Below are 13613 nucleotides of genomic sequence, written 5' to 3'. Positions count from 1 at the left end.
CAAATCGGCACATGTTCATTTTCTTAGTTTCTGAGTGGTTTGCCCACTTTTAACATGTGCTGGATCCGCTCCAGGGTTTTGCGCTCGGTACAGAGGGATAGGAAGGCTTCGCGTTCCAGTTCCAGCAGGTACTGCTCACTTACATAGCTGGCTTCCGAGAGGTCGCCCCCGGCCATAACCCAGGCCAGTTTGTTGGCTATTTTCTTGTCGTGCTCGGAAATGTAGTGCCCGGCATGCATGGAATCCGTACCCACCAGGAACATCCCCAGGGCTTGTTTGCCGAGGACTTTTACGTCCGTGCGTTCCACCGGCCGGGTGTAGCCCCGGTCCGCCATTAGGGCAGCATAGGCTTTTGCTGTGGCCAGCTGTCGGTCTTTATTCACCACCACGATATCTTTTCCCTTTTGCAGGATGCCGGTATCGAAGGCCTCATAGGCCGAGGTGGATACCTTGGCCATCCCGATGGTGAGGAAATATTCCCGCAGGACATTGAGCTCCACGTCGTTCTTGCGGAAGCTGTCCGAGGCCCTCAGGGCCATTTCCTTGGAACCGCCCCCTCCGGGGATTACCCCAACGCCGAACTCCACCAGGCCAATATAGGTTTCGGCCGCGGCCACCACCATATCGGCGTGCAGGCTCAGCTCGCATCCGCCGCCCAGGCACATCCCGTGCGGGGCTGCCACAACGGGGATGGAGGAATAGCGCATCCGCATCATGGTATCCTGGAAATACTTGATGGCCATATTCAACTCGTCGTACTCTTGTTCCACGGCCATCATAAAGATCATGCCGATATTGGCGCCTACTGAAAAGTTGGCCGCCTGGTTGCCCACCACCAGGCCGCGGTGGTTCGCCTCTGCCAGGTCTACAGCCTTGTTCAGGCCGGCAAGTACATCCCCGCCAATGGTGTTCATCTTGGAGCGGAACTCGATATTGAGGATGCCGTCTCCCAGGTCCTCGACCACCACCCCGCTGTTTTTGAAGACCTCGTTGGATTTGCGGATGTTGTCCAGGATGATAAAAGCCTCCTGTCCGGGTACTTTCTGGTGGGACTTCTCCGGGATGTCGTAGAAATAGGTGGCTCCATCGCGTACCTGGTAGAAGGATGCCGCCCCGGCAGCCTTCATTTCGCCGACCCAGGGTGCCACCTGTTGCCCGGCTTCCTCCGCCATGGCAATCCCCTTGTCCAGGCCCACCGCATCCCAGATCTGGAATGGCCCGTGTTCCCAGCCAAAACCGGCTTTCATGGCATCGTCTATCTTATACAGGGCGTCGGTGATTTCCGGGATACGGTGGGAGACATAGGCAAACAGGGCCCCGAAACTCTGCCGGTAGAAGGCACCTGCCTTGTCCTTGCCCGCAGTTAGTACCGCAAAACGGTCAATGACATTGTCGATGGTTTTGGTTTGCTCCAGGGTGGCAAACTGGGCCCGTTTTTTGGAGCGGTACTCCAGGGTACCCAGGTCCAGGCTCAGGATTTCGCTGGAGCCATCGTCTTTCTTTACTTTCTTATAAAACCCCTGCCCGGACTTGCTTCCCAGCCAGCCATTTTCCATAAGGCTGCTGATAAAGTCGGGTAATTGGAACAAACTGTGACGCTCGTCATCGGGGCAGTTTTCCCGGATACCGTTGGCTACGTGTACCAGGGTATCCAGCCCTACCACGTCCACCGTGCGGAAGGTGGCAGACTTGGGCCGCCCGATAACCGGGCCGGTGAGTTTATCTACTTCCTCCACAGTCAGGTCCATTTCCTTAACCGCATGGAAGAGGCTCATAATGCTGAAAATCCCGATGCGGTTCCCGATAAAGGCCGGGGTATCCTGGGCCACCACCGAAGTCTTTCCCAGGAAGCGCTCCCCGTACTCCCTGAGGAATTCCAGGATCTCCGGCTGGGTATCCGGGCCCGGAATGATTTCGAAGAGTTTCAGGTAACGGGCCGGGTTGAAAAAGTGGGTGCCGCAGAAGTGTGCCCGGAAATCGGCACTTCGGCCCTCGGCCATAAAGCGGATGGGGATCCCGGAGGTATTGGAGGTAATCAGGGTCCCCGGTTTGCGGTGTGCGTCCAGCTTTTCAAAAACCTGTTTCTTAATATCCAGGCGCTCGACCACCACCTCTATGATCCAGTCGGCTTCGGCTACGCGGTGGATGTCATCCTCCAGGTTCCCGGTTTCGATCCGCCGGGCAAAGTCCTGGTGGTAGATGGGGGAGGGTTTGCTTTTCAGGGCTTTAGCAAGGGATTCGTCTACCAGCCGGTTGCGGACCCTCTTGTCTTCCAGGGTAAGCCCTTTGGCTTTTTCGGCATCGGTCAGTTCCCTGGGCACGATGTCCAGCAGCAGTACCCGCACTCCAATATTGGCGAAGTGACAGGCAATGCCACTACCCATTATTCCGGATCCGATAACCGCTACCTGTTGGATATGTCTGTTCATAGTCTTATTGCATTGGTATTATTGGGAGGGGGATACCGGGGCATCCGCCTTATTGGTGTAGATCTTCTTTTCGGCAATCAGGTGGGTAATGGTCTGGGTCACTCTGAAAAAGGCGGCTAAATCTGCCGCGCTGACATGGCGCCCCACCACTTCGTTAAACCGGAGGACTACCCGTTTGGAGTCTTCCCGCATCTGTAAACCAAAGGCTGTCAGGTGGATCAGAACTCCTCGGCCATCTTCCGGGTTGGGCCGTCTCTCGATAAGCCCTTTCTGTTCCATGCTCTTCAGGATACGCGAAAGGCTGGTGGCTTCCATGCCCATTTTAGGGCCCAGGGCTGTTGAAGGTGTCCCTTTTTTAGGGTCGATGCTCAGCAGGCAGAACCCTATAGCCATGGTGCCATCGAAGGTCTTGGCCTCCTCATTGTACATGCGGGCTACGGCCTGCCAGGTGGCCCTCAGGGCATAATCGATGGTTATTTCTTTCATAGGGGGCTTAACGCTGATCCCAAATATATAAAAATTTATTATGCGTGCATAATAAATAAGAAAAAAAAGCCCCGGGGTTCGTCCCGGGGCGTTCAGGTTTACCGCTCTTCGTAATGCCCGTAAATATCTTCATACAGATCCTTATACAGGGAGCGGATGATTTTCCGCCTCAGTTTCATGGTCGGGGTGAGGTGCCCGCCGTCTACCGACCAGATATCAGGCGTGAGCCGGAATTGCTTGATCTTTTCCCATTTCCCGAACTGCTCGTTGGCCTGGTTCACCTCTTCTGAGATACGCTCTACCACCCTCGGGTCACGGATCATTTCGGCGGGAGAACCCGCCGGGATCTCGTGGCGCTTGGCCCATTCAAAAAGGAATTCGAAGTTGGGCTGGATAAGCGCCGCCGGCATTTTTTCGCCCTCTCCAAGGACCATGACCTGCTCGATAAAGCGGGATTGCTTCAGGCGGTTTTCAAGCAGCTGGGGTGCTACGTATTTCCCACCGGAGGTTTTGAACATCTCTTTTTTGCGGTCTGTGATGCGCAGGAAGCCTTCATGATCCAGTTCCCCGATATCCCCCGTATGGAAATAACCGTTTTGGATGACCTCCGCGGTTTTCTCCGGGTCTTTGTAGTAGCCCACCATCACGTTGGGGCCCTTGCACAGGATTTCCCCATCTTCGGCTATTACCACATCCACACCTTTAATGACTTTCCCTACCGAGCCGATTTTCCAGCCGCGGTTGCGCTGGTCGTTCACGGAGATCACGGGAGAGGTTTCCGTAAGCCCGTACCCCTCCATAACCGGGATACCCGCCGCCGCGAAAACCCGGGCCAGACGGCTTTGCAGGGCCGCACTACCGGAAACCATCGTTTCCAGGTTACCGCCCAGGCCTTCGTGCCATTTGCTGAAGATCAGTTTACGGGCCAGTTTCAGGCGGGTTTCATACCACCAGCCGTTGGCCCCGTAGGGTTCGTATTGCAGCCCCAGTTTTACGGCCCAGAAAAACAGGGCTTTCTTGACCCCGCTCAGGGCGGCCCCTTTGGCAATGATGCGGTCGTATACCTTTTCCAGAAGCCTCGGCACCACCGTCATGACATTGGGTTTTACCTCCTTCAGGTTATCGCTTATGGTTTCCAGGCTTTCCGCAAAATACACGCTGATGCCGCAGTATTGGTAGAGATACAGGATCATCCGCTCGAAAATGTGGCAGACCGGGAGGAAGCTCAGGGCCGTACCTCCATATTCGAAGGGGACCCGTTCCTTACTGGCCAGCACATTGCTCACCACATTGTTGTGGGTAAGCATCACCCCTTTGGGCCTGCCGGTAGTCCCCGAGGTATAAATAAGGGTGGCCAGGTCTTCCGGGGTTACCGCTGCCCTGCGCGCTTCAAAGGCTTCCTGGTTTCCGGTGTCTTCCCCGTCCTTCAGGAGTTCCTTCCAGTTGCGGCAGCCGGGAATTTCGTCGAAGCTGTAGACTTCCTTCAGGCTGGGCACCTGATCCTTAACAGCCATCACCTTGTCGTACACTTCCTGGCAGGAAACAAAACAGTACACCGATTCGGAGTGGTTCAGGATATAGGCGTAGTCTTCCTCCGAAATAGTGGGGTATATGGGCACGTTTTGGGCCCCGACCTGCAGGATGCCGGTATCGGTAACACTCCATTCCGTGCGGTTGGTCATGGAGATCATCGCAATTTTATCGTTGGCCTGGACCCCGAGGCGGAGCAGGGCACGACTCATCCGGTCTGCCTGTTCCAGGTATTGCTCGGAGGATACGGACTTCCACTCTCCGTCGTATTTGGTTACCATGGCCGCGTCCAGCCTGCAGTGTTGGGCCTGGTATCGGGGGATGTCGAAAAGACGGGTAATGTTTTGCATATTGGATTACTCTAGGGTATGCGCAAAATAACAAAAGGGGGTGGTTTATAAAAAGATTATCAATCCTACCCCTGTTTTTTTACGAATTTAGTATTTGACACCGGCCGTATTTGTGCTCGCAAGGCGGTTTCAGGCCGCGGCGGTATTTTGGTTTCGGGCGGGGGGGAGGGGGGACCCACCCCAAGCCTAATCCGCTTTCAGAAACCGGTCGAAAAAGTCTGCTGCAGCCAGATAGGCCCGCAGCCAGCTCTCCGTGCGCAGAAACCCGTGAACTTCATCCGGAAATACCAGTACCTCGCTATACACCCCCAGGGCATCCAGCCGGTTCTTCAGGTCTATAGACTGCCCGATCATCACATTCCGGTCGTCATCCCCGCTAATGATTAAGACAGGCGACTTCCAGTACTGTAACTCGGAGATCGGGGAGGAATGATAGGCCTTATTCATATCTGCCGACCCCAGGCCCCACCCGCCTCCGGGTGAGAAGTCCCTGCCCCTCCAGGCCCAGTCGTGGACCCCGTGGAGGTCTACCCCGGCTTTAAAAAGGTCGGAGTTCCTGGCCAGACCCATCGCAGTCAGGTACCCGCCGTAGGAACCGCCCCACAGCCCTATGCGGTTGGCATCTACCGCAGGGTGCGCCTGGAGGTAGGCCGCGCCCGCCAAGATATCCCGGTATTCCGATGCCCCGCGGGGGCCTTGTTGGTCCGCCCTCCTGAAATCCCTGCCATACCCGATCCCAGCCCGGAAGTTGACCGAGAGGACCACGTAGCCTCGGGCCGCCATGAATTGGTTCATGCTGTAGGCATTGGCGTAATAGCCGCTGTAGTGGTACCCCAGCAGCATTTGCCGGATAGGCCCGCCGTGCATAAAGATCACCGCTGGGTGTTTCTTCTTACCCGGGTTGGGGGGCAGGAACAACTGTCCGTGGATGGTAAGCCCGTCCTGGGAAGTAAAGGTTACAGCCTGGGGCTCCTGCAGCTGTGCCTTAGGGAAATCCCCCGGCAAGGGTTCCAGGATTTTCCGGTTGTTTCCCTTCTGCAGCACGGCGGTGGTAGGCGCATTAAAGCGGCCTTCCCTGAAGGCCAGAGCCCCGTTGGCCAGGGCTACTGGGTGGGTCTGGATCCCGCTCCGGTCTGTCAGGATTTCTGAGGCCCCTGTATCAAGCTTGGTGGCCCAGATATGCCTCCGGTTCAGGTCGGTGCAATTGCTGGTGTAGTAGAGGCTCTTGAGGTCTTTGCTCAGGGTACTGTTTTCTACCTCGCAAGCCCCCGGGGTAAGGTCGGTAAGGCCCGAACCATCGGGGTTTACGGCATAGATATGGAGCCATCCTTCGTGCTCGGAGTAAAAAAGGATCCTCCCTTTCTGCGGCCACCTCAGCGGTGCATTGGGGTAGTATTGGGCAAAGCCCCCATCGTCCGATGGAGATGCCCAGATACTGCGCGCCTTGCCGGAAGCCAGGTCGGCCACCCAGACTTCAAAGGGATTGCCGCCCATCAGGTTGCGCAACTGGTCCTTTCCATTTCCGGGACTCCGGATAAAAGCGATGCTATTCCCGTCCGGGGACCAGGCCGGGTGGCTGTCTATCGAAAGACCAGGGGCAACCCAATGGACGCTCTTGTTCTCCCGGTCGAAGTAGCCGATAAAACTGTGGTCCTTCCTCGGGCTGACAAATGCAATCCTGCCGCCATCTGGCGAAAATGCCAGGCTCCCTGCCCCGCTTCGCACTTCGAACAGGACTTCAGCCTTTGGGTTTTCATGGCCTATATCCGGGATCTGGTATACCCGGTTGCCACTGGAGTAAAGCAGTGCCTTCCCTCCGGGCCCCAGGGTACTGTTGCCCGTAGCGGCCAGGGTGTCCAGTCGGAGGTCCTTCAGGTGCAGGCGCAGGAGTTGCACTTCCGGGGTGTTGGGGAGGCTCGCAGGGTTAGCGGGGTACCCCTCCCGGTTGTTCCCGTTGCCCCTGTGAAAGAGCAGGAAGTCTTCTGTGATCCCGGCCAGGGAAATTCCCAGGCCATCGTCCGCAGAAAAGCGGGTAAGTGTCTTTATTTCGCCGGATTTCAAATCGGTATAGCCGATATTCCGCACCCCGTTGCGGTTGGTTACCCAGGCCAGGGCATCCCCGTTTTCGGAGCCCATGATACTTTCTACATAAGGTCCGGTAAGGAGGGATTCCAGGCTGGGTTGCGCGTGGAGGGCAGCGGGCATCATCAAAAGCATGACAAAGGCCCGCAGGAGGCGGCAGGGTTGCATAGGGTTGGTTTTAGTGGCCGCAGAAGGCGGCGTGTTTCCCTAAAGGTAGGAAATCCGATCGTACACCTAATCCCCGGTTTAGCGATAGAATTGTTCCGGCGGTACCTGCAGGGCGGTCAGCTCGACGGTATGCCCGTCCGGGTCCTGGGTGTAAAGGGATCGGAAGTGGATATGGTCCTGAACCGAAAAGTCCAGGCCCAGTCCGCGGTAATGGGCGACCGCTGCATCGAAGGCATCCGGCCCCACCTGGAAGGCAAAATGGTCTATACGGATCCCCGGGGGTTGCAGGTTACCCTCTCGGTCCCTGGGAAAAAGCGCTACCCCGGAGGTCCCGGCCAGCAGGAAAATGGGAAAGGCACCCCATTCGGGTACATCATACCGCTCCAACCCCAGGACTTCCTGGTACCATGCGGCGGATACCTCAAGATCGGCTACCCGTATGGCCACGTGGTCCAGGAAATCGATCTTGAAAGGCGGCTTCTCCATAAGGCCTTGGAATTAATGGCTTTCAATCCACTCCCGGGCGTTTACAAAGGCCTGGAGCCAAGGGGATACGGCATCGTCCCGGTCCGGGTAATGCGCCCAGTTCCAGGGAAAGATAGAGCGCTCTATATGCGGCATGGTCACCAGGTGCCTGCCGCTGTCATCGCAAAGCATGGCAGCCCCGTAATCACTGCCATTCGGGTTGGATGGATAGCCTTCATACCCATAGGTGGCCACGATGTTGTAGCGCTCCGATGCATAGGGAAGGTGGAATTTGCCTTCTCCGTGGGATATCCAGACCCCAAGGGAAGTCCCTTCCAGCCCGGAAAGCATAACCGAACGGTTTTTCCCGATGCGCACGGAGGTAAACGCGCTCTCGTGTTTATGGGAGTCGTTGTAGGTCATCTTGCCGTGGTCCTCGTGGTCCGGGTGGATGAGTTCCAATTCCATAAAGAGCTGGCAGCCATTGCAAATCCCTACCGATAGGGTATCTGGGCGGGAAAAGAAACGGTGCAGGGCCCGGTTGGCTTTTTCATTGTATTTAAAAGCGCCGGCCCAGCCCTTGGCGCTTCCCAGCACGTCGGAATTCGAGAACCCGCCTACGGCGCCCACAAAGCGGATATCTTCGAGGGTTTCCCGCCCGCTGATCAGGTCCGTCATGTGGACGTCCTTCACGTCGAAGCCGGCCAGGAATAGTGCATGGGCCATTTCCCGCTCCGAATTGCTTCCTTTTTCCCGGAGGATGGCAGCCTTAGGACGGGACCCGGTGGCACCCACCTTAGGGAGTTTCCCCTTGAACTTTTTCGGGAACTCGTAGACCAGGGGTTGCTGGGCATAATTTTCGAAACGGGCGCGTGCCAACCCATTGGCAGTCTGTTTTTCGTCCAGCAGATAAGAGGTCTTATACCAGGTATCCCGCAGGGCTGCCACATCCAACGCCATGCTTTCGCGGTGGTTGCGGATCTTCAGGGTTGCCTGGGGCTGCACCGACCCGATCCGGGAGAAGCGGACACCTGCCGCTTCCCAGGCTTTCTCAACAGAGGCGTCCCGGGCCTGTACCACGACTCCTGCATTTTCTGCGAACAACAGGCGGAGGGTATCGGTTTCCCCCAGGTCGCTGAGGTCCAGGTCCGCACCCAGGTCAAGGTCTGCAAAACACATTTCGAGCAGGGTAGTCACCAGCCCGCCCGATGCCACATCGTGCCCGGCCAGGATCTCCCCTTTGCGGATGGACGCTTGAAGGGTATTGAAAGCTTTTGCAAAATAGGCGGGGTCCTTCACATCCGGGGCGGTCTGGCCTACCCGGCCCAGGACCTGGGCGAGGCTTGACCCCCCCAGCTGGAAACTGTCCGAAGACAACCCCAGGTAGTACAACGGGCCACCCTGTTTCTTCAGCACGGGCTCCACCACCTGTTTCAGGTCCGAACAGTGCCCGGCGGCCGAGATAATGACGGTTCCCGGGGCCAGTACATCCCGGTCTGCGTATTTCTGTTTCATAGACAGGGAATCCTTCCCGGTCGGGATGTTGATGCCCAGCGCAATGGCAAAATCCGAAGCGGCCTGTACCGCTTCGTAGAGGCGCGCATCCTCCCCGGGGTTGTTGCATGGCCACATCCAGTTGGCCGAGAGGGATACGCAGCGCAGGCCTTTTTCCAGTGGTGCCCACACCAGGTTGGTCAGGGCCTCAGCGATACTGTTACGGCTGCCGGCCCCTGCGTGGATAAGGGCCGAAACCGGGCTGTGGCCAATAGAGGTGGCCAGGCCTTCTTTCCCTTTAAAATCCAGGGCCATAACCCCGCAGTTGTTCAGCGGGAGTTGCAGGGGTCCTGCGCATTGCTGCTTGGCTACCCTTCCGCCTACGCAGCGGTCTACCTTGTTGGTGAGCCAGTCCTTGCAGGCCACGGCTTCCAGCTGCAGTACGGCCTCCAGGTAGTGGTGGAAGCGGGCCGGTTCGTATTCGGCCTCGGCATAGCGGCGCTTTAGCTGCCGGTCTTCCATGATGGTTTTGGGCGAACTTCCGAACATGTCGGCCAGGGCCAGATCCATCGGTTTTTCCGTCTCGGAGGCAAAACTGAACCGATGGTCTCCGGTTACGGTTCCCACTTCGTACAGGGGCGCCCGCTCCCGCTCGGCAATCCGGCGCAGCAGGTCTACATCCTCCGGGGACATCACCAGCCCCATGCGCTCCTGGGATTCATTGCCGATAATTTCCTTTGCGGACAGGGTTGGGTCGCCTACGGGAAGGCGGTCCAGGCGGATTTCCCCTCCGGTATCCTCCACCAGTTCCGAAAGACAGTTCAGGTGCCCTCCGGCGCCATGGTCGTGTATGGATACAATGGGGTTGTGGTCACGTTCTGCCAGGGCCCTGATGGCGTTGGCGACGCGTTTCTGCATTTCCGGGTTGGAGCGCTGAACGGCATTGAGTTCTATGGCCGTACTGAAGGCACCGGTGTCGGCGCTGGAAACGGCTGCACCCCCCATACCAATGCGGTAGTTGTCCCCGCCCATCACCAGGATGCTGTCTCCGGTCCTGGGGGTGTCTTTTTTAGCCTGTTCTGCCTTGCCATACCCGATTCCTCCGGCCAGCATGATAACCTTGTCGAAGGCCTGCACCTGCTTGTCTTCCTCGTGTTCGAAGGTAAAGACCGATCCGCAGATAAGGGGCTGCCCGAATTTATTGCCAAAATCGGATGCCCCGTTTGAGGCCTTAATGAGGATATCCATAGGGGTCTGGTACAGCCAGGGGCGCTCCGGCACAAACTGCTCCCAGGCCCTTCCGGCTTCCAGGCGGGAGTACGCAGTCATATAGACTGCTGTCCCGGCCAGGGGGATGGCTCCTTTGCCGCCCGCCAGGCGGTCCCGGATTTCCCCCCCGGACCCCGTTGCGGCACCGTTAAAGGGCTCCACCGTGGTGGGGAAGTTGTGGGTTTCGGCCTTCAGGGACAGGACCGATTCAAAGTCCGTTTCCTGATAGTAATCCGGCTTATCGGCAGACCGGGGTGCAAATTGCACCACCTGAGGGCCCTTCACAAAAGCTACGTTGTCTTTGTAGGCCGATACGATATCGTTCGGGTTTTCCCGCGCCGTTTTTTTGATCAGCGCAAACAGGGAGTCCGGCATTTCCCTGTGGTCTATCACAAAGGTCCCGTTAAAGATTTTATGCCGGCAGTGTTCCGAATTCACCTGGCTGAATCCAAAGACCTCCGAATCGGTCAGCGGACGCCCCAGCCGCTCGCTCAGGCGTTCGAGGTACTGCACTTCCTCCGCGCTCAGGGCGAGGCCTTCCGAGGCATTGTACCCGCCTATATCGGTAATTTCCCGTATCGGGTCGGGTTCGTGTTCGATGTGGAAGATCTCCTGGTGCAGGCGGGGGTATTTCTCACTGAGCATGGGGTCGAAATCCCGGTAATCTTCGGAGACCCGCCTGAAGGATTCGATCCGTACCACGCCTTCAATTCCCATATTCTGGGTGATTTCCGTGGCGTTGGTGCTCCACGGGGTTACCATGGCGGCGCGGGGTCCAACAAAAAAGGCGTCAACAGACGCCGCATCGATTTTCGGACGGTTGCCGAAAAGCCAGGTGAGTTTGAGGATGTCTTCCGAGCCGAGCGTGCCCTCGTGCTCCAGGGCATATACTTGAGAATCGGAATCCCCGAAAAAATGAATCATAAACCTCGGGTGAGTTAGACCTTGCTGATTAAGGCACAAAGGTACCATTTTTCACGGCACGCCGCAGCCCTATTAATTAACAATCCCCGGGTGGAATTGTTGATTACCCTTCCCGTTCCAGCAAGGCCATATAAAAGCCATCGTACCCGGATCGGGAGGCGTAAACCGATTCCTCCGAAACCAACCGGAAACCTTTTCCCTCCTCAGATTCCAGAAAGGCCGCAACCTGGTCCTGATTCTCTGCAGGCAGGATGGAACAGGTGGCATACACCAGTTTCCCGCCGGGTTTAAGCAGCCGGCTGTACTGCGTCAGCAGTTTTTGCTGGGTCTGGGTAACCTCCTGCAGGAACTCCGGACGAATTTTCCACTTGGCGTCCGGGTTGCGCCTCAGCACTCCCAGACCTGTACAAGGGGCGTCTACCAGGACCCGGTCTGCGGAACCCGCCAGGCGCTTGAGGGTTTTACCCGAGCCCAGTTCCCGGGTTTCGATATTGAAGGCCCCGGCCCTGCGCGCCCTCTTTTTGAGTTCCTGTAGCTTATTTACGTAAATGTCCAGGGCCAGCAGTTGCCCCTTGTTTTCCATCTGGGCAGCCAGGTGCAGGGTCTTTCCGCCGGCACCGGCGCACCCGTCTACCACGCGCATCCCCGGCCGGGCATCCAGCAAGGGGGCTACCTTTTGGGAAGAGGCGTCCTGGACCTCGAACCACCCGTCCTGAAAGGCCTGGGATTGGAATACATTGGCCCTGGATTCCAGTTGCAGGGCGTCCGGGTACCCTTCCACGGGTTGGGTGGCAAAGCCTTCTGCCTGCAGGGCCCGGGCCAGGGAATCCCGGTTTGTTTTGAGGGTATTGACGCGTAACACTACGGCTGCCGGGTCATTCAGGGCGTGAATTTCTTCTTCCCATAAGGGTTCCCCCAGGGCTTCTGCCCCCAGGGCGTCCAGCCAGTCGGGGATGGATTCCCGGATTTTCCGGTCGGTTTTCAGGGTGTCATATGCGCCGCGGATTCTGCGTACGGGCGTATCGGCAAAGGCGGGCCAGGGTGGCAACTGGTGTCCCTTGAGCACGGCCCAAACTGCGAACATGCGCGTCAGGTCTTCCCGGGTAAAGGGCTGCTTAACCCCCGCTATTTCCCCGTACAACCTTTTGTAGCGGACCATTTCGTAGAGGGTCTCCGCAATAAAACCGCGGTCGCGGCTACCCCAGCGGCGGTCGCGCTTCAGGAGCTTTTCAATGACTTTGTCGGCATACTGCCCCTGGTTGAAGATCAGGTCGGCCCCGTCCAGGACGGCGGCCACAAGGTTTTGGTGAAATCGCATGGCCCGGCAAAGGTATCGTTTTGATTCAAATAACGGTATCTTTAGGCCAAACCCTTCCCTGTGAGAACCCTACTGATCCTGGGCGCTGTATTCCTGGCTTTTACGGCCTGTAACCGCCCCACCTCCCATGCCTATACCCGTGTTTCGGTCCATGAACTTTACCGGGATTCGGTTTCCATCCGCGCACTTGACCTGCTGCCAGGGGCCCTGGCCATGGCGGGCAGCGATGGTTTTTTTGCCAGTATGGACCTGGCTACCCACAAACTGGTTTCCCGCAGGCAGGAGTACCAGGGTACCTTCCCGGAATTCCGGGCGGTAGCCCATACCGCCTCGGATTTTTTCATGCTTTCGGTGGGGTCCCCGGCCCTGCTCTACAAGACGGGGGACCAGGGGCAGATGGAACTGGTCTACCGGGAGGAGGGCGAAGGGGTCTTTTACGATGCCATGGCCTTCTGGGACGATACAGACGGCATCGCCGTTGGCGATGCCATGGACGGTTGCCTGAGCATGATCCTGACCCGAAATGGGGGCCAGGATTGGGAGAAAGTCCCGTGCAGCCTGCTTCCCCCGGCCCTGGAAGGGGAGGGAGCCTTTGCGGCCAGCAATACCAATATCGCCATCGTGGGGGAGCATTGCTGGGTTGTTACTTCCCGGGCGCGCATCTTGTATTCGCCGGACCGCGGGAAGTCCTGGGAAGTCTTCCAGACCCCGGCCCTTGCAGGTTCCCCTTCTCAGGGACTTTACAGCCTGGACTTCTTCGATGCGGATACCGGTTTTGCCCTCGGGGGCGATTATACGGTACCCGCCGGAAACACGGGAAATAAGGTGGCAACCTCGGATGGTGGCAGGTCCTGGGCCCTGATGGCAGACGGGGCGCTGCCCGGGTATAAGAGTTGTGTGCGCTATGTCCCGGGTTCCGGGGGGCGGGACCTGGTGGCCGTAGGGTTCACCGGCATAGACTATTCGCAGGATGGGGGGAGCACCTGGAAGACGCTAAGCGAAGAGGGGTTCTATACCCTGAAGTTTCTGAATGATTCGGTGGCCTATGCCGCCGGTAGGGAGCGGGTAGCCCGCCTTGTATTTAAAACCCCCTGAGGC

Annotated in this window: 8 protein-coding genes; 1 reads left to right on the top strand and 7 read right to left on the bottom strand. The window is 57.7% G+C overall.

The window, feature by feature from the left end; translation table 11 throughout:
• Positions 1–23: 23 nt before the first annotated feature.
• The 7 genes from CA832_RS14320 to CA832_RS14290 form a co-directional block, all read right to left on the bottom strand.
• A complete protein-coding gene (locus CA832_RS14320; protein ID WP_088342331.1) occupies positions 24–2429 on the bottom strand; it encodes a 3-hydroxyacyl-CoA dehydrogenase/enoyl-CoA hydratase family protein in 2406 nt (801 codons plus the stop codon).
• An 18-nt stretch (positions 2430–2447) separates the two neighbouring features.
• Entirely contained in the window at positions 2448–2915 is a 468-nt protein-coding gene (locus CA832_RS14315; protein ID WP_088342330.1) for a MarR family winged helix-turn-helix transcriptional regulator, read from the bottom strand.
• A 98-nt stretch (positions 2916–3013) separates the two neighbouring features.
• On the bottom strand, positions 3014–4795 hold the full coding sequence (locus CA832_RS14310) for an AMP-dependent synthetase/ligase (RefSeq protein WP_088342329.1): 1782 nt from the start codon (positions 4793–4795) through the stop codon (positions 3014–3016).
• 186 nt (positions 4796–4981) lie between these two features.
• Positions 4982–7045 carry a S9 family peptidase gene (locus CA832_RS14305; RefSeq protein WP_088342328.1) on the bottom strand — a complete coding sequence of 688 codons (2064 nt, stop codon included), beginning with the start codon at positions 7043–7045 and terminating at the stop codon, positions 4982–4984.
• A 78-nt stretch (positions 7046–7123) separates the two neighbouring features.
• Positions 7124–7531: a VOC family protein gene (locus tag CA832_RS14300; protein ID WP_088342327.1), complete on the bottom strand. Its 408-nt coding sequence runs from the start codon at positions 7529–7531 to the stop codon at positions 7124–7126.
• Positions 7532–7543: 12 nt separating this feature from the next.
• On the bottom strand, positions 7544–11197 hold the full coding sequence (gene purL / locus CA832_RS14295; protein ID WP_088342326.1) for a phosphoribosylformylglycinamidine synthase: 3654 nt from the start codon (positions 11195–11197) through the stop codon (positions 7544–7546).
• Positions 11198–11300: 103 nt separating this feature from the next.
• Positions 11301–12515: an RsmB/NOP family class I SAM-dependent RNA methyltransferase gene (locus CA832_RS14290; protein WP_088342325.1), complete on the bottom strand. Its 1215-nt coding sequence runs from the start codon at positions 12513–12515 to the stop codon at positions 11301–11303.
• A 60-nt stretch (positions 12516–12575) separates the two neighbouring features.
• Between CA832_RS14290 and CA832_RS14285 the strand changes: the two genes are divergently transcribed.
• Positions 12576–13610, top strand: a complete 1035-nt coding sequence (locus tag CA832_RS14285; protein WP_198944494.1) for a WD40/YVTN/BNR-like repeat-containing protein — start codon at positions 12576–12578, stop codon at positions 13608–13610.
• Positions 13611–13613 lie beyond the last annotated feature (3 nt).

The sequence above is a fragment of the Robiginitalea sediminis genome, assembly GCF_002198115.1.
GTDB classification, from domain to species: Bacteria; Bacteroidota; Bacteroidia; order Flavobacteriales; family Flavobacteriaceae; genus Robiginitalea; species Robiginitalea sediminis.
Note: the sequence above shows the minus strand (reverse complement) of the source record. Positions and strands in the feature narration are given on the sequence as shown.